The sequence below is a fragment of the Erythrobacter sp. KY5 genome (assembly GCF_003264115.1).
Classification (GTDB): domain Bacteria; phylum Pseudomonadota; class Alphaproteobacteria; order Sphingomonadales; family Sphingomonadaceae; genus Erythrobacter.
In genome coordinates, this window is record NZ_CP021912.1 from 1,972,659 (window position 1) to 1,993,334 (window position 20,676).

The following is a 20,676-nucleotide window of genomic DNA, read 5'->3' on the forward strand; positions in this document are numbered from 1 at the left end:
TGAGCCAATGCCCGACGCCCCGCTTACCCCTGACAAACGCACGCTGGAGATCGATCCTGACCTGATCGACCGTCCTGAACGCGCACCCTTCGTCGAGCTTGGCCTAGTGAGTTGCTTCAGCTTCTTGCGGGGCGCTTCGGACGCGGTTGACCTTGCAATGACAGCCCGCAGCCTTGGCTATGATGCGATCGGGATTGCCGATGCGAACAGTTTTGCCGGCGTGGTGCGCATCCATACAGAGGCGACAACGCTTAAGCTGCGCCCCGTGATCGGCTGCCGGATCGAAACGATCGAGGGGCTCGCCTTCCTGGCCTATCCGAAAGACCGCGCCGCTTATGGTCGTCTCTCGCGCCTTATCAGTGCTGGCCGAATGCAGACCTTGTCGGGTGAATGGCAGGAAAAGGGGGTGTGCGAGATCGACCTCGCAATGCTGTCAGCACATTGCGAGGACATACAGTTGATCCTGTTGCCGCCCGAAGATCTGGAGGCCGAGTTCGCGATCCGGGTACCAAGCAACGTCGTACCGCTGCGTCCCCAAGGTGATGAGGAAGCGGTGCTCATGGTAACCGCTCCGTTTTCCGAAATCCTGCCCCACTTGACGCGGCATCTTCCTTCCCTGCGCCACCTCGCTGCCTCGTACCTCTATCGCGGCGACGACACCGCACGGATTGACCGGCTTGATGCGCTGGCCCGCGAGAACGGCCTCACGCTGCTGGCCACGAATGACGTCCACTATCACGCGCCTGAACGTCGGCCGCTTCAGGACGTGATGACTGCGATTGCGAACAAGACCACAGTGGCGCAGGCCGGGCACCTGCTTCACGCCAACGCGGAACGCCACCTCAAGTCTCCGCAGGAAATGCAGCACCTGTTCGCTCGCTGGCCACACGCGATCCGTGCTGCCCGCGAGGTAGCCGACAATTGCGACTTCAACCTTGAGGAACTGCGCTACGAATATCCCGAGGAGATTTATCCCGATGGCATGTCTCCGCAGGAATATCTCGAAGTAGAGACATGGGCCGGGGCAGAGAGGCGCTATCCTCACGGTGTTCCTGACAGCGTGGAGCAGACGCTGGAACGAGAGCTGGAGCTGATCGCCAGGCTCGACCTTGCGCGCTATTTCCTCACGATCAAGGACATCGTCGATTTCGCCCGCAGCGTTGAGCCTCCGATTCTGTGCCAGGGGCGAGGCAGCGCGGCGAATTCTGCTGTGTGTTATTGCCTCGAGATCACCAGCGTCGACCCGGCCAAGCACCAACTTCTGTTCGACCGCTTCATCTCCGAAGAGCGCAAGGAGCCGCCCGATATCGACGTCGATTTCGAGCACGAGCGGCGCGAGGAGGTGATCCAGTACATTTACAAAAAGTATGGCCGCGATCGCGCAGGGCTCACCGCTACGGTCATCCACTACCGCCCGCGTATGGCAATCCGCGAAGTGGGTAAGGCGATGGGCTTGTCTGAAGACGTCACCGCGAGCCTCGCCAAGACTGTTTGGGGAGGATGGGGACGCGAGATCAGCGAAAAGCACGCTGCAGAGACGGGCATGGATATCACCGACCCGCATCTTCGCCGTGTGCTTAAGCTGACCGAGCAGATGATCGGGATGCCGCGCCACCTCTCACAGCATGTTGGAGGCTTCATCCTCACCGAGGGCTCGCTCACCGAGACGGTCCCGATTGGGAATGGTGCCATGCCGGAACGCAGCTTTATCGAGTGGGACAAGGACGATATCGAGGCGCTTGGCATCCTCAAGGTCGATGTGCTCGCACTCGGCATGCTGACCTGCATCAAGAAATGTCTCGATCTGCTCGAAGCGCATCACGACCGCGCGCTGACGCTTGCCACCGTTCCGCGCGAGGATCCTGAGACCTATGCGATGTTGCGCAAAGGGGATTCGCTCGGTGTGTTTCAGGTCGAAAGCCGCGCGCAGATGAACATGCTTCCGCGCCTGCGCCCGCGCGAATTCTATGACCTCGTGATCCAGGTCGCGATTGTCAGGCCCGGGCCGATTCAAGGCGACATGGTTCACCCCTATCTGAAACGCCGCCGGGGAGCAGAGCCGGTGCAGATCCCCGCACCGTCGCCGCAGCATGGCCCGCCTGACGAGCTTTCGAGCATCCTTGAGCGCACCCTCGGCGTTCCGATCTTTCAGGAACAGGCGATGAAGATCGCCCTGGATGCGGCAAAGTTCTCGTCGCTTGAGGCCAATCGTTTGCGCAAGGCGATGGCGACTTTTCGCTCGCGTGGGATGGTGGATGAGCTTCAGGACATGATGGTCGGTCGCATGGTGAAACGCGGTTACGATCCCGACTTTGCAGAGCGGTGTTTCAATCAAATTCGCGGCTTTGGTGAATACGGTTTTCCCGAAAGCCATGCCGCCTCGTTCGCGCATCTGGTGTATGTATCGAGCTGGCTCAAATGCCATTTCCCGGCGGCCTTTGCGGCTGCCTTGCTCAATTCCCAGCCCATGGGCTTTTACGCGCCGGCACAGATTGTGCGCGATGCGCGCGAGCATGGGGTCAATGTGCTGCCGCCCGACGTGAACGCGTCGCAGTGGGACTGCACCTTGGAAGAGATCGCACAGGCCGATGGCGGTGAAACGGGTCGCCTCGACAAGCATATCGCGATGCGAATGGGCCTTCGCCAGATTGACGGGCTGCCCGAACACATCGCTGCGCAACTGATCGCCGCGCGCGAAGAGGGCGGGGATTATCGCGATGTTGCCGAGCTGCGCGAACGTGGCGGGCTTGGCCCGGCGCATGTCGAGCGTCTTGCCAGTGCTGACGCATTTACCTCTCTAGGCCTTTCGCGCAGGCAGGCCTTGTGGGATGCACGCAGTTTGATTGCGGGACCTGACCTGCCGCTATTCCGCGCCGCGGACGAGCGAGACGAAGGGGCGGAGCGCGCCCGGACACAGCTTCCTACCATGCCACTGTCCGAAGAAGTCGTAGCCGACTACCAGACCACCCGGCTCAGCCTCAAAGCCCACCCGATGTCCTTCCTGCGTGCAGGTCTGGCCGAGCGTGGCTTTGTGCGCGCATGCGACCTCAGGAACCGAAAGTTCCGGTCCATGGTCAAGGTCGCAGGGGTCGTTCTGATCCGCCAGAGGCCGGGAAGCGCGAAGGGTGTGTGTTTCATCACGCTTGAGGATGAAACCGGGGTGATCAACCTCGTCGTGTGGCCTGATCTCAAGGAAAAACAGCGCCGTGTGGTCATGGGGGCGCGGCTGATGGAAGTGCGGGGCCGCGTCGAATATGATGACGAGGTCATCCATGTGATCGCTCACCACATGGATGATGCGACTGACCAGTTATACTCGCTCTCCGACGATATGCTCAACGCGCCGGTTGCACGTGCTGACCACGTGAATTCACCATTGCCGAGTCAGGTTGGTGGCAAGCGTGTCATGAATCCGAGGGATGACCTGATCGAGAGCGATGCCGAAGCGATCCGCCCACGCGATCTGATCGACGAACTGCCCGACGCAGATGGTGCGCCGAGGCGAGGACGGCGCAAACTGCCCAACACACGCGTCCATCCACGAAATGTGAGGATACTTCCGAACTCTCGCGACTTTCATTGACCATGGCCAGAAAATCCAAACCTTTCAGCATCTCAAGAAAAGTCGGAAAGTTTCGCGCCGAGCGAACACTATTGGTCGCGGCGATGCTCGGGATTCTGGCTTATTCCGGCTACATCTGGGTCGAGGCGCATCCGGAGCATAACCCTGCTGCCCCGCTCGACTTGCGGCATCCGGTTGGTATGGCGACTGCGACAAAGCTGGCAGCGCTCAAAGGCGACCTGCAGGAGTGCCGCGCCGTCATTGATCGCAGCGAAGTCGGATATGCTGTGCTTGATCCAGCAGGCGAGGGGCCTTGCATGCGCGCCGACCGAACACGGCTTACCGACTACCCCTTTTCGCCAAACTCGCCGACCATGACATGTCCTGTGGCTGCGGCAATGGAATTATGGCGCACCAAGAGCGTGGAGCCTTTCGCACGAGAGATATTTGGAAGCGGGCTCGCCCAGATCGAACATCTGGGAGTTTATTCCTGCCGTCGCCTATACGGGCGCAGTGAAGGAGCATGGAGCGAGCACGCCACGGGCAATGCGATCGATATTGCGGCGTTCGTGCTTGAGGACGGACGCCGGATAAGCGTTCTAGGCGACTGGGATGGCGATCCGGACGAGGCCCGCTTCCTAAGGCAAGTGCGCGATGGAGCGTGCGGAGTGTTCGCGACCGTGCTGTCGCCTGATTACAATGACGCTCACGCCGACCACTTTCACTTCGATCAGGACGGCCGCTGGACGAGTTTGTGCCGTTAGGCTGCTTCGAGCGCATACCCTGCTGAACGCACAGTGCGGATCGGATCCTTCGCGCCTTCAAGACCGATAGCCTTGCGCAGACGACGAATATGCACGTCGACAGTCCGCAGCTCTATATCCGAGCCGGTACCCCAGACGCCGTCGAGCAATTGACCGCGGCTGAAAACGCGTCCCGGACTCTCCATGAAGAACTTGAGAAGGCGGTATTCTGTCGGCCCCAATTGCAGCGCACGACCACGGCGCTGTACCTTGTGGGCGACCGGGTCGAGCTTGATATCGCCAACCTCAATAGTTTCACCGGCAAGGGCAGGGCGAATACGGCGCATGACGGCGGCGACTCGGGCAAGCAGTTCACGCGGACTGAACGGCTTGGTCAGATAATCGTCCGCACCTGTCTCAAGTCCGCGGACACGGTCATCTTCAGCCTCGCGCGCGGTCAGCATGATGATAGGCACGTGAGCGGTTTCCTTGTCACGGCGCAGCCTGCGGCACACTTCGATTCCGCTCGTGCCTTCAATCATCCAGTCGAGAATGATCAAGTCTGGCACGTCCTCGCTGGCAAGAACCATGGCTTCGTCGCCATCGCCAGTGCAGCGAACATTGTAGCCTTCATTTTGGAAACGATACTCGAGCAGCTCGGACAGAGCCGGGTCATCTTCGACGAGAAGCAACTTGGCAGCGGACATCAAATGTCTCCCACGCGAAGCCCCAGAATTAGACAAGGGCGGTCGCGATCCACATGTTTCATTTCGGCTACAGTTTGATGAATCTCACAGCGCCAACTTTTCCACAATCGTCGAAAATCGCTCTGCACAAGTAAGCGACAGGCTTCTAGCGGTCTTCTTCGGGAGGATAAGAGCCAGTGGCCGCGAAGTGAACCATTTCGGCCACGTTAGTTGCGTGATCACCAATACGTTCGAGATTACGGGCGACGAACAACAATTGAGCAGCGCTCGAAATGGTCGCAGGATTTTCCACCATGTGGCTCACAAGATTGCGGAAAATGCTGTTGTAGAATGCATCGACCTTGGCATCGGTGCTGATGACTTCGCGCGCAAGGCCGGGATCGCGTGCTGCATAGGCGGTAAGCACATCGTGCACCATTTCGCCAGCAAGCTCGCCCATTGCGGGGAGCAGAGTGAGCGGTTCGAAGCGTTCGCGCCCCTCAATCATGCTGACGCGCTTGGCGATGTTTTTCGAATAATCTCCGATGCGCTCCACCACGCCTGCGATTTTCAAAGCCGCGATGACTTCGCGAAGGTCGTCCGCCATGGGCGCGCGCAGGGCGATGATCCGCACGGCCAACTTGTCCACTTCAGTTTCGAGCGCGTCGATCTTCTTGTCACGCTCTACGACGCGATCACCAAGCTCTTCGTCGCCGCGAACCATCGCTTCGAGAGCTTCCTGAATAGCAACTTCGGCAAGACCGCCCATCTCCGCGATAAGGCCGCGAAGCCGGGTGATGTCTTCATCAAATGCCTTGACCGTATGGTCTGCCATTAGCCGTAGCGCCCTGTGATATAGTCTTTGGTGCGCTCTTCGATCGGGTTGGTGAAGATGTCCGATGTCGGACCATACTCGACCATCTTCCCGAGGTGGAAAAATGCGGTGCGTTGTGAAACGCGCGCTGCCTGTTGCATGGAGTGCGTCACTATTACGATAGCATAACGCCCCGAGAGCTCATCGATCAACTCTTCGATCTTGGCGGTCGCAATCGGGTCGAGTGCCGAAGCCGGCTCGTCCATCAGGATAACCTCTGGATCGACGGCGATTGCACGGGCGATACAAAGGCGCTGTTGTTGGCCTCCCGAGAGAGCCGTGCCGGATTCCTCCAGGCGGTCCTTCACCTCGTCCCAGAGTCCAGCACGTGTGAGCGAACGCTCCACAATGACATCGAGGTCGGCCTTCTTCTCACCTAACCCATGTATCTTCGGACCGTAGGCGATATTTTCGTAGATCGACTTGGGGAAGGGATTCGGTTTCTGAAAAACCATGCCAACGCGAGCTCGCAGTTGGACAACATCCATGGCATCGGAATGGATGTCCTCCCCTTCCAGCTCGATCAGGCCTTCGACACGTGCGACGGGAATGGTGTCATTCATACGGTTGAAGCACCGTAGGAAAGTCGACTTTCCGCAGCCGGACGGGCCGATAAAGGCGGTCACATAATCGGGCGAGATGTCGATCGACACCTCGTCGATGGCCTTCTTTGCGCCGTAGTAGACCGAGACATCGCGCGCGATCATCTTCGCGCCTTTGTCGTGCTGAATGCTTTCGTGGACTAGAGTCACCAGGTTTTCTCGAACTTATTGCGCAGGTAAATGGCGAGGCCGTTCATCAGAAGAAGGAACAGCAGGAGGACAATGATCGCAGCGCTGGTGCGCTCGACGAAACCGCGGTCGATTTCATCCGACCATAGAAAAATCTGCATCGGTAGGACGGTCGCTGGCGAGGTGAAGCCGTCAGGCGGCGTGGCCACGAATGCACGCATCCCGATAAGCAGCAGGGGTGCGGTTTCACCCAGGGCGCGGGCCATTCCGATAATCGTTCCCGTCAGCATACCCGGCAGCGCCAGTGGCAAAACATGATGAAAGACGACCTGAATCGGCGAGGCCCCCACGGCCAAGGCTCCATCGCGGATTGACGGCGGAACGGACTTGATTGCGTTCCGGCCTGAGATGACGATTACAGGCATCGTCATGAGTGCAAGGGTCATACCCCCGATTACCGGCGCCGATCGCAGGTTCGGGAAAAGGGTCAGGAACACTGCAAGACCCAGAAGGCCGAAGATGATCGACGGGACAGCCGCGAGGTTGTTGATCGAAACCTCTATCAGGTCGGTCCATCTGTTTTTCGGCGCATACTCTTCAAGGTAGAGCGCCGCGAGTACTCCGATGGGGAAAGCGAGCAGAAAGGTCACGATCATTGTCAGGATCGATCCTTTCAGCGCCCCCCAGATGCCAACCTGCTGAGGGCTGGTCGCATCAGAGCGAGCCAGGAAGCCCCAGTCCCAGTTTTCCGCGAGCTTGCCTTCGCTTGCGAGCTGCTGAGCGAGGGCCTGCATCTCTTCTGACCCTTCGCCTGCGAGACCAGCTGCGAGATCCGAAGATGCGGCGAGCTGGAAGGTCTCGGTACGGTCGATCAGCGATGGGTCTTCTTTCAAAGCATCGGCAACGTCGCGCCATGCATCGCGGCTGACCTGCTCTGCGCCTGCTTCACCAAGCGAACGCTCGGCATAGAACTCGACAATGTCAGGCAGCCCTTGCATTTCCAGGACTTGCGTTGCGCTGGGAGCAGTGAGCGAAACTTCGTCACCGGTCACGCCGCTTTCCGGCATGTTGATCTCGACTGCAAGCTCAGCGCGCTGGAAACCGCCGATGCCATTGGCAAGCATGTTGCCAAGCAGGAAGATCAGCACGGCAATCGAGAACACAATTGCGCCAAGACCGAGGGCACGAAAGCGCCGTTCAGCCCGGTACCGCTGGTTGAGACGTTTGGCGAAGGCTTCGGTGCGGGTCGGGCCGCCGGCTATTGGGGCGCTCTGATTATTCATAGGCCTCACGGAAGCGTTTGACGACGCGCAGTGCGATGATGTTTAGCACGAGCGTCACAAGGAACAGGACAAAACCGAGTGCGAAGGCGCTCAGGGTCGCCGGGTGATCGAAACTGCCTTCGCCGGTCAGCATGGCAACGATCTGGTATGTCACCGTCGTCATGGTTTCGAGCGGGTTGGCGGTGAGGTTCGACGAAGCACCCGCAGCCATAACCACAATCATGGTTTCGCCGATAGCGCGGCTGACGGCGAGCATTATCCCGGCAACGATCCCGGGCAAAGCAGCGGGGAAGAGAACGCGCTTGATCGTTTCGGACTGGGTTGCCCCCATAGCAAGGCTGCCATCGCGCATCGCGCTGGGAACGGCTGCCATCGAATCGTCCGCCATTGATGATACGAACGGAATGATCATGACGCCCATTACGACACCAGCTGCAAGTGCGCTTTCGCTTGATGCACCCGAAATGCCGACCGAAACCGCAAGATCGCGTACGGCAGGCGCGACAGTCAGGGCGGCGAAATAGCCGTAAACAACGGTCGGGATACCTGCGAGGATCTCCAGCGCCGGCTTGACCCATGCGCGCAGCGAGGGCGCAGCGTACTGCGTGAGATAAATCGCGCTCATCAGCCCGAGCGGGATGGCCACGATCATCGCGATAATCGCGCCGATAAAGATCGTGCCCCAGAACAGCGGGATTGCGCCGAACCGTGAACCATCCGGATTGTCCGGGTTGCTCATCGGGTCTGGCCCCCAGAAGGTTCCGAACAGGAAGTCGACTGGCGAGACCATCCCGAAAAAGCGAATGGTTTCAAACACGAGGCTCGCCACGATGCCGAAAGTCGTCAGGATAGCGACCAGAGAAGCGGCGAGCAAAATGCCCATCACAGTCCGCTCAACCTTGGTCCGCGCTCGAAAATCAGGGCGCACGCGCATGAACGCAAAGGCGCCGCCGGCAAATGCGATCAGGACAGTGATAGCATAACCGATGAGAGAATATCGCTGAGTCGCGGTGCGGAATGGCTCAACGAGCGCTTCTGCGCCTTCATTGAACACGCCCGGAGCATACCCGTTCGCAACCGCGCGCGCTTCGGCCAACCATGCTTCGCGCTCAAATCCGAAAGTCGGCAACGTCTCGCCAGCAGATGAGGCAAGGACCGATTGCGTCACGAGATAGGGAGCCATCTGTGTCCACAGCGTGATGAAGGCGAGGACAGGCAGGACGATCCAGATCGCCACGTACCACGCATAATATGTAGGCCGAGCTGCTGCGCGTGTCTCGGGGTTTGCTTTCTGAAAGCTCCACGCCTTGGCTCGGCCTGCAAGCCATCCGGCGAGCCCCAGCCCGACAGCAATCAAGATGAGTGTAATTGGCGACATGAACTAAACCTGGTTCCCCTTGAAGGATTGTCACGCGGTCAGGTTAGCCGCGGAATTCCTGTGTGAGATGCGCCCGACGATTCCCTGTGATGGGCACTCGGTGCCGAATGTAGATAAAATAAGACACCACTAAGACAATGTACGGCTTTCCGGTTCTCGATCCTCGTTTCCGTTTTGGATCGGCATCGCGTCAGAGGATGTGTTGGCGGCTTTCTTCTTTGCCTTCGCGATAGGCAAGCGCACTACCACTCGCGTACCTTTGCCAAGATCGCTGTCGATGTTGAGGCGTCCGCGATGGCGCTCCACGATGTGTTTAACGATCGCGAGCCCAAGACCCGTTCCCCCTGAGGCCCGGCTGCGCCCGGGATCCGTCCGATAGAAACGGCGAGTGAGGTGGGGTAGTTGTTCTGGCGCAATTCCATCACCTTGATCCGTAACGGCAATTCGCGCCATTCCGTCTTGCGAGCGGTCAAGGCGAACCGTCACAGGTGTGTCGGCTGACCCGTATTTGAGGGCGTTGTCGACAAGGTTTCTTACCACCTGTTCAAGCTGCTGCAGGTCGCCTTTGACGAGTGGGTTTTCCAAAATCTCAAGCTTAAGGCGATCAACCCTCTGCGATCCCGCCGCATCACGCGCAGCGCGTTCGGCCAGCGCCGCCAGCTCAAGCCTGGTTTCTGGTAGGTCGTGCTTTTCGGCTTCCACACGCGAAAGGCTCATCAGGTCGCTGATAAGGTTTTGCAGCCTCTGTCCCTCGCGCTCGATAATGCCGAGAAACTTTTGTGAGGTGGGAGAATCGAGGCTGTCGCCGCTTTCGCGCAGGGTTTCGACATAGCCAAGGATTGCCGCAAGTGGAGTGCGCAACTCGTGACTGGCATTGGCCACAAAGTCTGTATGAGCCCGGCTTATGTCCGCCTCGGCCGTCTGGTTGATCAGCTCGATAACCGCGAGGTCCTGATCCACCGACTGGTGGTTGATCAGCCAGATATCCTGACGTCTAACAAGCCCTCTTACGATAGCCTGCCCATTTCGATTTTCGCTCAAAAGCGAGATCGCTTCGGGCTGCCTGAATGCGACCCTCGCATCCTGGCCAATTATGTGCTGGCCCAGCATCCTGCGCGCGGCACGGTTGGCGATTGCGATGGTGTTGCGTTCGGTGACCAGCAGGGGAACGGATGAGTTCTCGATCAGCTTGCGCATTGACTGGGTGCTAAACGGGGCCTCGACAACGACACGTTCCGGCTCAGGTGGACGGCCAGAGGCGAGCAGAAGAGAGCCGATCCAGACGATGGTCACAGCTAATGCAATTGCGGCGTCCAGCCCCTGCAAGAGCATCGCCACAAGCGCGGCCAATGCGAGCATGATACCAGCGAGTGGAAAGGTCTGTTTGAGGCCCATGGCGCGGTGGCTCTACAGCGCTGCGCGAAGGCGCGAAACCCCGCGCGTGCAAAATGCACGCTTTCCAGAACAATTCTGCAGGGAGCGTCGCAACAAAGAGGTGGTGACCCGTACGGGAATCGAACCCGTGTTTCAGCCGTGAAAGGGCCGCGTCCTAACCGCTAGACGAACGGGCCACGCTCGTTGCGAGAGCGCGCATCTAGGGGGGCATTTCGGATGGGTCAAGCCCTGTGTGTGTTGCATTGTAGAAAAATTTCGCGCGCGCACAATTTTCCGTTACGTCAGTCGGCGAAAGCGGCGTCTTCAAGGTGCAGTTCGGCAGCCGGTCGTGGCCCCCAGTCGTCGATTTTCACCCTGCCGGCAAAGTGAAACTGCCGACCCTTGCTGCGGTGAATCAGGGTTTGCGCCATTTCAGTCTCCGCTGCCCGGAAGGCGATGGCTTTGAAGGACTGGCCATCGCCGCCGCTGGCGATCACTCGCAAGTGGTCCTTGCCCACGATGTCGGCCTTGACGATGCGCACAGGCCCCACGGCCACACGCGGTGCGGGCCATCCAACACCGTATGGGCCTGCCGCTTCAAGTGTGTTTACGAGGTCTGGAGTCAGGCCTCCGGGCGCGAGGCTAAGGTCAAGCTGCATCACTTGCGACAAGCGGGCCTTATCAACGTCGCGCGCAAGCCGTTCATCGAGGAACTCAGTGAAGGCCGACAGCTTGTCCTGAGCGATGGTGAGCCCGGCAGCCATGGCATGACCGCCTCCAGCCACAAGCAAGCCTCCTTCGCGTGCCGCGATAATCGCCGCGCCAAGATCAACGCCGCTGATCGAACGTCCCGACCCTTTCCCGGTGCCATCGGATGGATCGAGAGCGATGACGATCGACGGTTTGCCGGTCTTTTCCTTTATGCGGCCCGCGACGATACCGATCACCCCCGGATGCCACCCGTCGGCGGAAAGGACCTGAACCGCCATGTTGTGCTGCCCCTCAAGCTGGGCTTCGGCAGCTTCCTGAACTTCGGCTTCGATAGCCCGGCGTTCCTCGTTCAGCGCCGATAATTGTTCTGCGATAGCGCGGGCCTCTTCGGGGTCGTTCGTCGTCAGAAGGCGCACACCAAGCGTCGATTCTCCGATTCTTCCTCCGGCGTTGATGCGCGGGCCGAGAGCGAAGCCGAGATCGGATGCGATGGGCGCGCGTTTCAAGCGGCTTGCGTCGATCAGGGCTGCCATACCGATGCGATCGCGTCTTGCGAGTATCTTCAGTCCTTGCGACACGAACGCACGATTGAGGCCGTGCAGTGCAGCCACATCAGCGACTGTACCCAAGGCAACCAGGTCCAGCAGGCTCATCAAATCAGGTTCGGTCCGGTTCTCGAAATACCCCTTCGCTCGCAGCGTTCGCACCAGAGCGATTGCCAGCAGGAACGCGACCCCTACCGCGGCAAGATGGCCATGGGAGGCGGCAAGATCGCTTTCATCTAGCCTGTTCGGATTGACTAGCGCTGCGGTCGGCGGGAGCTCCGCTGCGCATTTGTGGTGGTCGACCACGATGACGTCGACCCCTTCGTCGCGCGCCATGGTAAGCGCTTCGTAAGCCATCGCTCCGCAGTCGACAGTCACGATCAGGCTCGACCCGTCCCTGGCAAGCTTGACCAATGCTTCACCGCTTGGGCCGTATCCCTCGAGAAGCCTGTCCGGGATGTAATACCCGGCGTCCACACCAAGAGAGCGAAGCAAATCGACCAGCAATGCAGAGCTAGTCGCGCCATCGACGTCATAGTCGCCGTAGATGGTGATCTGCTCATCATTCAGCACTGCGTGAGCGATCCGCTCAGCAGCGCGTTCCATGTCGCGGAATTCGGCAGGGTCGGGCAGGAATTCGCGCATGGTCGGTTTCGCGTGTTTCGCGACTTCATCAGGCGCAACTCCGCGTGTCATCAACAGCTGCGTCAGGATGCTCTTGTCCAGCTCCTGCGAGCCCATCGCCGAACCCGTGCCAAGCTCCATGTTCCGACCTCGCCATAGCCATGCCTTGCCGGCCAGTGATTGGGAAACTCCAAGAACATGGGATAGGGAACGCGTGGTCATACTCATCGCCTTACCCAATGCGCGGGCAAGCTGACAGGGTGAGGGCATTGACAATCGACAGCCCATTTGGCGAGGCGTTCGTCATGAGCAACGATCCTCACCTTATCGTCATCTGGCATAGCCGAACGAATGCAAGCGAGCAGATGGCCCGCGCCGCAGCAGAGCATGAGGCAGCAAGACTGGTTCGCGCGGATGACGTGACGAGCGAGGATTTGTTGCGCGCTTCGGGATATCTCTTCGTCTGCCCAGAGAACCTTGCGTCGATGAGCGGCGCCATGAAGGAGATGTTCGACGCCAACTATTACAGCGTCTTGGGCAAGATCGAGGGGCGCCCTTACGCGTCGATCATTGCGGCGGGTAGCGACGGACACGGCGCTCAACGGCAGCTCGACCGGATTGCCACCGGGTGGCGGCTGAAGCGGGTGGCCGATCCGATGATTGTGGTTTTCGGTGCCCAGACGCCGGATGAGATTTGGGCAGCAAAGACGGTTCCAGACAGGGTCTTGCGAGATTGCCGCGAGCTTGGAAATGGGCTAGCTGAAGGAATTGTCGTAGGGGTATTTTAACCCAGCGATAGTCTGGGACGCGCCAGGCAGACTGCGAGCATGCGCGAGCAAGCGCAACAGTCAGGCCACTTGCGCACAGCATCGGGGGGCGCTGACTTTGGTAAGACGTTATGCCGAAGGGCAGACAAGCAGGGGGATTTGGACGATCGCTGAGTCTTCCAAGCCGGCACCTCACGGAGTGTTTCTGCTGTTTGCCAAAGGCAAGCGGCCTACGATCGGTGACATCAAGGAATTCGCCGCAAACAGCCCGTCCGTGTCGCTCGTCCATGACCCGAGCGCCGGCGCTCCGATCAGGCTGGCATCAGACCATGGCGAGACAGTCGCGGAAGACGGGTCAGGTGCCCGATTGGCGCATGAAGGATCGTGGGTGGAACTGCTTCGTGAGGGGCTGGCATTCGATCTGGATGGGCTCGCGCCGGGTGATGGATTTGCCGTTCCTGAGGTCGAGCATCTTTTCGACCTTCAGGAGCAACCAGGGCCTGCTCGTTTTGAAGCGCTTCATCTTACTCCCGGACATCATCTGGCAGGTGGTGAGCGCGCCATGCCGGTTGCGAAGGGACTGATTGCGCTGGCCTGCGACCTCGTTCAGCATTTCTCCGGTATCGAAGCGGTCGCATGGCCTCCTGCGAGGAGCGCCAGCAGCCGTCAATACTTCGAATCGGTCGTGACCGCCTGGCTTGGTGGCGGCCCGTTTCCGGCGCTCGGCCTTACGGCTTTCCGGCAGACCTTTGACGGCGCGCTTCAAAGCGTCGGCCTCGATTTCTGGCTGGATCAGGAATTGCGGATCGAACCCCCGCTATCGACCGACAAGGTGGCTTCAACCCGACTTGGAGTTCGCCTCATCAATCAGCTTGTGATTGTCGGAGGCGTGGAGGGAAGCGAACGTATCGTGGCGCCCGACGGCAGTCGGCTCGTCCTTCGACCATCGCGCAACGGCAAGTTCATTCGGGTCTGGCGCGAATAGTCAGCATGACCGGAAGCCGTGTCGCGTGGAGGGTCCGATCATTCGATCGCCGAGCCGGTCGAGCATCCCTTCCGCGCGCCGCGATTTCCTTTCGTGCGGTCAATCGCCGTGGGTCGCCGGATCATGATCCCGGATTGCAGCGGCACCATCTTCTCCCCCGTCAGTTGCTCGGTCAACGATGTTTCGGGCCGCTTTTTCAAGCGCTTGGTCGCAAGAGGGTCGGATTTGATGACTTCAGGCGCAATGGCTTGCTGTTGCCCGCAACCGACGACGCGACCTTGCGCACTGGTATGCCACTCCGTCGCGGGCCGCACCGGCATTACAACGAGCTTGTCATCGAACGCGTCGGGCGGATCGAGGAAAGCTGGTCCGCGACGCAACCGCAAGACACGGAGCTGGCTCTGCTCGAAGCGCTCGAACGGCTCGCGCTGCTACAGACAGCGCTCCGCAATCGCCTGCTGAGTGAGCGCAGACGCATGATCCTGAACCAGAAGGACCCCTTGGGTCAGGGGTTCGACTTTGCCGAGCTGGACGCAATGGCTGAAGCGCTCTGGCGCGCGACCTGATCGCGCCTGGTCGGTTTACTCCGCCGCTTCTGCAAGAGGTGCCCAGGCAGAGTAGTCCGACTTCGCCGCCAGATCAGCTTTCGCAGCGTGGTACTCACGCTCGAACCGTGCGACCATGTCTTCGACCGTGCCGACCGATTTGACAGTGCCGATGCCCTGACCCGATCCCCAGATGTCCTTCCAGGCCTTGGCCTTGGTGTTGCCGCCCGATCCGAAGTTCATCTTGGACGGATCGCTCGTCGGCAGGTCGTCGGGGTCGAGGCCCGCATTCTCGATCGAGGATCGCAGGTAGTTGCCATGCACGCCGGTGAAGAGGTTAGAATAGACGATACCTTCCGCGCTGCCATCGACGATGCCTTGCTTGTAGCCTTGGTCGGCATTGGCTTCCTCGGTCGCGATGAAGGCGCTTCCGGTATAGCCGAAGTCTGCGCCCATTGCCTGCGCTGCAAGGATCGACGATCCGTGCGCGATTGAGCCCGACAGGGCGACCAGACCGCCAAACCATTCGCGGATTTCGCGCATCAGGGCGAAAGGCGATTGCGTACCAGCGTGCCCGCCGGCGCCAGCAGCGACCGGGATCAGGCCGTCGGCGCCTTTCTCGATAGCCTTGTTGGCGAAGCGGTTGTTGATCACGTCATGCATGCTGATCCCGCCCCAGTTGCGGATCGCATCGAAGATCTCGGTGCGCGCTCCCAGCGAGGTAATGACCAGCGGCACCTGCCACTTCTCACAGGTCGCCATGTCCTGCATCACACGGTCGTTGGAGCGGTGCACGATCTGGTTCACCGCAAACGGCGCTGCCGGACGGTCCGGGTTTTCGCGGTTGTGCTTGGCAAGCTCCTCCGTGATCTGGTGCAGCCACTCGTCAAGCAGTGACTGAGGGCGCGCGTTCAATGCAGGGAAGCTCCCGATGACACCTGCCTTGCACTGCGCAATCACCAGTTCGGGTCCGGAGACGATGAACAGCGGTGAACCGATTAGCGGCAGGCGCAGACGATCGAACGGGGCGGGCAGGGTCATGGGTGTTCTCTCCTGAAACTTTGTCCACGCGGTAGGTTGCAAATTGCAACTACGCAAGCACCTCTTCTATGCGGTAGAAACGCGCAGCGTTCCCCGCGTAAAGGTCCGCCTTCTCATCGGCGCTTGCACCCGACGTGATCCGTTTGAAGGTGTTCCACAGAACCGGATAGGTCGCGCCCCAGCGGTCGACCGGATAGTTGCTTTCGAACATCGCCCGTTTCGTACCGAATGCTTCGATGCAGGTCTCGATATACGGCTTCCAGAGGCGAGCGAGCTCTTCCGAGCCGATCCCGGCTGCCGGACCTTGTTCGGGCAGGGCGCAATTGTGCATGGCAAGGCCCCCCAGCTTGACCATCACATTCTCGCATTTGCCGAGTTCGATCATGTTCTCGCGCCAGACGCCGAAGCGTTCTTCGAGCTTGCCGGAGTAGCTCGCCATTCCAAGCGGCGTGCCGCAATGATCGAGACAGATTGGAGTATCGGGGAACGTGTGTGCGAGGTCGATCACATCGGGGATTTGCGGCTCGAGTATCCACGCATCGAAGCTGAGGTCCCGCTTGCCCAGTTCGGCGAACCCTCTGCGGAAACCGGTGTCGAGATACCGTTCAGGAGGATGCGCGAAGGGAGGGCCAAGAACCTCTGGATCGGCGTCCCATGCACCTGCGTGACGTATGCCGCGAAACCGGCCCGGCGCGGCAGCCTGCAATCCATCGAGCACTTCACCAGCGCTTTCGCCCAGCATCAGATCGGCGTGCCCTACAATTCCGGCGCACAGCTTCGCGGGGCCGTACAGACCGCTTGCGCTTTGAGCGGCGACCCCGTTCACGTACTCGACTTCGCCTATGACCTTCTTCGCCTCGCCATAAGCGCTGTTGTAGAACGCACCGCACTCCATGAAGACGCTCGCCACGATGTTGTGGCCGCTTCCCGAGACGTCCGCGCTGAATTGGTCGAACGTGTAATGGGCGACCGGTACCAGTGTCTCGATGAAGCGGTGGCGCGGCTCTGGGAACATCGGCATCATGGCACGCAAATCCCAGAGGTGATGGTGCGGATCGAGGATCGGCAATTCGGGTTCGAGGATCACTTCGGTCACGGTTTCGGCTTTCCTTTCGCAGTGATTTGCAAGGCCCTTGTTTTACAGGCACTTGGTTGAGAAGTGGACCGCATGTTACACGGTCCAGGTGCAAAAAGATCGCGGCCGATTGATGGGGGTGCAATTTCAAGCAATTCGTGGCCGAATGTAATGTGCATGCCCAGTGTGTAGCGCGAGGACAAGCAGTAGGAAACGACGGCGAGAACGTGGCCGGTCTATCGGAGCCCAAGGGTAAAAGAAGGACGCGACTTGCCGCGAACTCGCATTTTTACGAAGCGCAGGACGCAGCGCGGAAAAATGCGTTTCAGCTCGCAAAACTGTGATATCTTTGAAAAAGGGCATTGAATTGCGCTCATTGTCCTTTACCAACTGGTAAGTGGGTCGCCAAAAACCAAAGAAAATTGGGTTGAGGCATGAGCAAACACGATGAGTTACGTCGCCTGCGCGAAGATCTTCGCAAATGCGAGCTGGAGGCGGCGCGGTTGAAGCTGGGGTTAGCGACCGACTATTTGTCGCACGCTGTCGAACACGTCGAATATGTGCAGTCAATTACGCCGCAAGCGCCGTTATTGCGCGCGGTGGGCGGTTCCGACCGGGAACTGTGATCCGGGAGTTTGTGCCGGCGAGGCGGTCTATACAGACACAGCCGAATTCGCAGCACTGAGCACGGCGCGGACGCTCGCAGTGGCAACATCCTCGTCGATGCCGCAGCCCCAGACAGTGCGTCCATCTGGGTCCACACATTCGAGATAAGTGGCCGCGTTGGCATCGGTTCCGCTGCCGAGCGATTGCTGCGTGTAATCCACCACTTCGAGTTCGACGCCAAACACTTCGCGGACCGTAGCCATGACGCTCGAAATCAGGCCGTTGCCGCGGCCCGAGACGCTTTGTTCCTGTCCATCAACGGCGATCTTTCCGCTGAAAATGCGGGTTCCATCGCTTGCGCGCGTTTCGTTGTAGTCGACGAGCTGGAAATGCTTGTCGGGCGTTTGCACATGGTACGCGCCCTTGAACGCCTGCCAGATGTCTTCGGCGCCCAGCTCGCGTGAGCTTTCATCGGCGAGGCGCTGCACATGCTTGGAGAAATCGCGCTGCATCGACTTTGGCAGCTTGAGCCCCTCGCGCTGCTCCAGAACCCAGGCAAAGCCGCCTTTGCCGCTTTGCGAGTTAACGCGGATCACCGCTTCGTAATCGCGGCCCAGATCCGCCGGGTCGATGGGCAGGTAAGGGACGCGCCAGAGTTCGTCGTTCTGGCGTTCCTGCGCCTCGAAGCCCTTCTTGATCGCGTCCTGATGACTGCCGGAGAAAGCGGTGTAGACCAGCTCGCCGCCATAGGGGTGACGCTGATGGACGGGCAGGTCGTTGCAATATTCAACCGTCTCGATCACGCGGTCTATGTCGGAGAAATCTAGCCCCGGATCGACGCCCTGCGTGTACATGTTAAGCGCCATCGTCACGAGGCAGCAATTGCCCGTGCGCTCACCATTGCCGAACAGGCATCCCTCGACCCGGTCCGCACCAGCCATCAGGCCCAGTTCGGCGGCAGCAACGCCTGTTCCCCGGTCGTTGTGGGTGTGAAGCGAGATGACCGCGCTCTCCCGGTTTGGCAGGTTGCGGCAGAAATATTCGATCTGGTCGGCGTAGATATTGGGTGTCGACGCCTCGACCGTGGCGGGCAGGTTGAGGATGATCGGGTGTTCGGGCGTGGGTGCGAGCACCTGCATCACCGCCTCGCAAACCTCGATGCTGAAATCGATTTCCGCGGTCGAGAAAGTTTCGGGCGAATACTGGAAATGCCAGTCGGTATCGGGACGCTTGGCCGCTTCGTCGCGCATCACCTTGGCGCCTTGCATCGCGATCTCGCGCACTTCGTCCTTCGACATGCGGAACACGATGTCGCGCCATGCGGGACTCACCGCATTGTAGAGGTGGACGATGGCCGCGCGCGCGCCTTCGAGGCTTTCAAAACTTGTGCGGATCAGGTCTTCGCGGCTTTGCGTGAGGACCTGCACGGTCACGTCGTCTGGGATCGTGCCGGATTCGACAAGATGCTTGATAAAGGTGAATTCGGTCGTGCCCGCGCTTGGGAAACCGACTTCGATTTCCTTCACGCCGATCTCGACGAGCAGATCGAAAAAGCGCGCCTTTTTTACCCCGTCCATCGGGTCGATGATCGACTGGTTGCCGTCGCGCAGATCGGTCGAGAGCCAGCGCGGCGGGCTTTCGATCACGCGTGAGGGCCATTGGCGATCGGGCAGGGCGATCGGGGTGAAAGGGCGGTATTTGGTCGCGGGATTTTTCAACATAGGTGTGGCATCGGCTCAAATAAGGAATGGTGAGGATGGTGCTGGCCCCTGAAGCGCCGGGCCGCACGCTTATCTCTCACGCGTGCCAGCCCTATCGCGCCCAGGGGCGCATAAGTCGTAGGAGAAGGGCTGCGTTGCCGAATGTCATGGTCACTGTGTTGCCTATCTTGAACCGCCTTGCAAGCGGGGAGATGCGCATAAATCTCCGCCGTCGGACGGATCGGAGAAATTTTTTGTAACCTCCAGGGGGTGCTGGGCGAACTGGGTCATGTCACCGGCAAACAGGCAGCCGGATGACGCGAGTTTTTGAATTACCCCCACAGGAGGATACCCCAATGAAGAAGTCCCTTTTTGCACTTGGCCTGCTTGCCACCACTGCCGCTTGCGGTGGCGCTGCGGAAGCTCCCGCCACCGAAGGCGACACTGTCGCTGCAACCGAAGTCGTCGCTGAAACCGGCCTCTACGCCGACCTTGGCGGCGCGCCCACCGGTCCCGTCTATCGCGAAAACAAGAGCGATACGCTCGCCGTTTCGGGTTACGACGTGGTCAGCTATTTCACCGGCGACGGCGTCCCGGTCGAAGGCACCGAGGACATCACCGTGCGCTATCAGGGTTATGACTATCGCTTCGCCAGTCAGGAGAACGCTGACACTTTCATCGAAGACCCGGCCAAGTACGCCCCGGCCTATGGCGGCTACTGCGCATGGGCGCTGGGTGCCAACGATGCGCTGGCACCGGGCGATCCGAATGTCTACGAGATCGTCGATGGTACGCTTTATCTGAACTTCAGCGAAGATGTTCAGGGCCGCTGGCAGGCAGACATTCCCGGCTTCATCGAAAGCGCGGACGTGAATTACCCCACCCACTCGCCTGATGAGCACTATCAGGACTGATACGCTCTAAGCCCTCTCGGGCTGCAGAGAGACCCCGCTGCTCGCAAGAGTGGCGGGGTTTTTCTGTTGGCAAATCTCATCCACACCGCGCGTCGCGGATGACGCCGAGATTGTCGAGCATCAGGTTCAGTCGCGGATTAGTGGGGTCAGGCCGGACATAGGGGCTGCCTGCGGGAATGAAGCGCACTTCGCTTGCCCCGGCGGCCACGGTCATGATCTGCGCGCGGGTCGCATCGTCGGCGGGCTTTCCGATGAACGGGCCCATTTCGTTGGCCCCGCATGTCGCGCTTTGCGGATCGGTGGCAGTGCCGGGTGAGTAGGCTCCCTCTGCCGCACCTTCGAGCGGAGCGGCAACGGTGGGGGCAACCGTGGCCTGCGCATTGGGAGCGCCGCCATTGATGCGGGCGGCAAAATCGTCGGCGCTGTTGGACGTGTCTGGCTCCTCCCCGCCGCAAGCGGCAAGCGCGAGCAGGGTGGGAACGGCGATGATGGCAGAGAGCTTGGTCATGGCGTGTCTCTTATGTGAAAATGC

19 protein-coding genes and 1 tRNA gene are annotated in these 20,676 nt (G+C 59.9%); 7 read left to right on the forward strand and 13 right to left on the reverse strand.

Annotated features, from left to right (window positions below; genetic code table 11):
- Positions 1-7: 7 nt before the first annotated feature.
- Positions 8-3,583, forward strand: a complete 3,576-nt coding sequence (locus tag CD351_RS09295) for an error-prone DNA polymerase (RefSeq protein WP_111992394.1) — start codon at positions 8-10, stop codon at positions 3,581-3,583.
- Positions 3,584-3,666: 83 nt separating this feature from the next.
- On the forward strand, positions 3,667-4,326 hold the full coding sequence (locus CD351_RS09300) for an extensin family protein (RefSeq protein WP_234027092.1): 660 nt from the start codon (positions 3,667-3,669) through the stop codon (positions 4,324-4,326).
- On the opposite strand, the gene phoB is transcribed toward CD351_RS09300, so the two are convergent.
- The 8 genes from phoB to recJ form a co-directional block, all read right to left on the reverse strand.
- Positions 4,323-5,012 (reverse strand): phosphate regulon transcriptional regulator PhoB, encoded by a 690-nt coding sequence (gene phoB / locus CD351_RS09305; RefSeq protein WP_007164058.1) that lies wholly within the window; start codon positions 5,010-5,012, stop codon positions 4,323-4,325. The two genes, CD351_RS09300 and phoB, sit on opposite strands and share 4 nt — an antisense overlap.
- Before the next feature lie 145 nt (positions 5,013-5,157).
- Positions 5,158-5,826: a phosphate signaling complex protein PhoU gene (phoU, locus tag CD351_RS09310; protein WP_111992396.1), complete on the reverse strand. Its 669-nt coding sequence runs from the start codon at positions 5,824-5,826 to the stop codon at positions 5,158-5,160.
- Positions 5,826-6,572, reverse strand: a complete 747-nt coding sequence (pstB, locus tag CD351_RS09315) for a phosphate ABC transporter ATP-binding protein PstB (protein WP_234027295.1) — start codon at positions 6,570-6,572, stop codon at positions 5,826-5,828. Before pstB ends, phoU begins: the two co-directional genes overlap by 1 nt.
- A 41-nt stretch (positions 6,573-6,613) precedes the next feature.
- Complete coding sequence (pstA, locus tag CD351_RS09320) at positions 6,614-7,879, reverse strand: phosphate ABC transporter permease PstA (protein ID WP_111992398.1); 1,266 nt, start codon at positions 7,877-7,879, stop codon at positions 6,614-6,616.
- Positions 7,872-9,257 (reverse strand): phosphate ABC transporter permease subunit PstC, encoded by a 1,386-nt coding sequence (gene pstC, locus CD351_RS09325; RefSeq protein WP_111992399.1) that lies wholly within the window; start codon positions 9,255-9,257, stop codon positions 7,872-7,874. The genes pstA and pstC overlap by 8 nt, the downstream gene beginning before the upstream one ends.
- Positions 9,258-9,386: 129 nt before the next feature.
- Entirely contained in the window at positions 9,387-10,652 is a 1,266-nt protein-coding gene (locus CD351_RS09330) for an ATP-binding protein (RefSeq protein ID WP_111992400.1), read from the reverse strand.
- A gap of 101 nt (positions 10,653-10,753) precedes the next feature.
- Positions 10,754-10,828: transfer RNA gene (locus tag CD351_RS09335), tRNA-Glu, on the reverse strand.
- A gap of 105 nt (positions 10,829-10,933) precedes the next feature.
- The gene (gene recJ / locus CD351_RS09340; RefSeq protein WP_111992401.1) at positions 10,934-12,733 is read right to left on the reverse strand and encodes a single-stranded-DNA-specific exonuclease RecJ; all 1,800 of its coding nucleotides are present in this window, start codon (positions 12,731-12,733) and stop codon (positions 10,934-10,936) included.
- An 83-nt stretch (positions 12,734-12,816) separates the two neighbouring features.
- On the opposite strand from recJ, the gene CD351_RS09345 reads away from it, so the two are divergent.
- The gene (locus CD351_RS09345) at positions 12,817-13,299 is read left to right on the forward strand and encodes a flavodoxin family protein (protein WP_111993684.1); all 483 of its coding nucleotides are present in this window, start codon (positions 12,817-12,819) and stop codon (positions 13,297-13,299) included.
- Positions 13,300-13,477: 178 nt separating this feature from the next.
- Positions 13,478-14,263 carry a hypothetical protein gene (locus CD351_RS09350; RefSeq protein ID WP_111992402.1) on the forward strand — a complete coding sequence of 262 codons (786 nt, stop codon included), beginning with the start codon at positions 13,478-13,480 and terminating at the stop codon, positions 14,261-14,263.
- Between the two features lie 38 nt (positions 14,264-14,301).
- On the opposite strand, the gene CD351_RS15940 is transcribed toward CD351_RS09350, so the two are convergent.
- Positions 14,302-14,439: a hypothetical protein gene (locus CD351_RS15940; RefSeq protein ID WP_234027318.1), complete on the reverse strand. Its 138-nt coding sequence runs from the start codon at positions 14,437-14,439 to the stop codon at positions 14,302-14,304.
- On the opposite strand from CD351_RS15940, the gene CD351_RS09355 reads away from it, so the two are divergent.
- Positions 14,398-14,829, forward strand: a complete 432-nt coding sequence (locus tag CD351_RS09355; protein ID WP_234027093.1) for an AHH domain-containing protein — start codon at positions 14,398-14,400, stop codon at positions 14,827-14,829. The genes CD351_RS15940 and CD351_RS09355 overlap by 42 nt on opposite strands.
- Positions 14,830-14,844: 15 nt before the next feature.
- Here the strand turns inward: CD351_RS09355 and CD351_RS09360 are convergent, their stop codons facing one another.
- Entirely contained in the window at positions 14,845-15,849 is a 1,005-nt protein-coding gene (locus CD351_RS09360) for a nitronate monooxygenase family protein (RefSeq protein WP_111992403.1), read from the reverse strand.
- Between the two features lie 49 nt (positions 15,850-15,898).
- Complete coding sequence (locus CD351_RS09365) at positions 15,899-16,945, reverse strand: amidohydrolase (protein WP_111992404.1); 1,047 nt, start codon at positions 16,943-16,945, stop codon at positions 15,899-15,901.
- Between the two features lie 413 nt (positions 16,946-17,358).
- Between CD351_RS09365 and CD351_RS09370 the strand changes: the two genes are divergently transcribed.
- Positions 17,359-17,550, forward strand: coding sequence for a hypothetical protein (locus tag CD351_RS09370; RefSeq protein WP_111992405.1), 192 nt, complete (start codon positions 17,359-17,361; stop codon positions 17,548-17,550).
- Between the two features lie 27 nt (positions 17,551-17,577).
- Here the strand turns inward: CD351_RS09370 and leuA are convergent, their stop codons facing one another.
- Complete coding sequence (leuA, locus tag CD351_RS09375; RefSeq protein WP_111992406.1) at positions 17,578-19,251, reverse strand: 2-isopropylmalate synthase; 1,674 nt, start codon at positions 19,249-19,251, stop codon at positions 17,578-17,580.
- A 335-nt stretch (positions 19,252-19,586) separates the two neighbouring features.
- Between leuA and CD351_RS09380 the strand changes: the two genes are divergently transcribed.
- Positions 19,587-20,144, forward strand: a complete 558-nt coding sequence (locus CD351_RS09380; RefSeq protein ID WP_162627676.1) for a YHS domain-containing (seleno)protein — start codon at positions 19,587-19,589, stop codon at positions 20,142-20,144.
- Positions 20,145-20,220: 76 nt separating this feature from the next.
- On the opposite strand, the gene CD351_RS09385 is transcribed toward CD351_RS09380, so the two are convergent.
- A complete protein-coding gene (locus tag CD351_RS09385) occupies positions 20,221-20,652 on the reverse strand; it encodes a hypothetical protein (RefSeq protein ID WP_111992408.1) in 432 nt (143 codons plus the stop codon).
- Positions 20,653-20,676 lie beyond the last annotated feature (24 nt).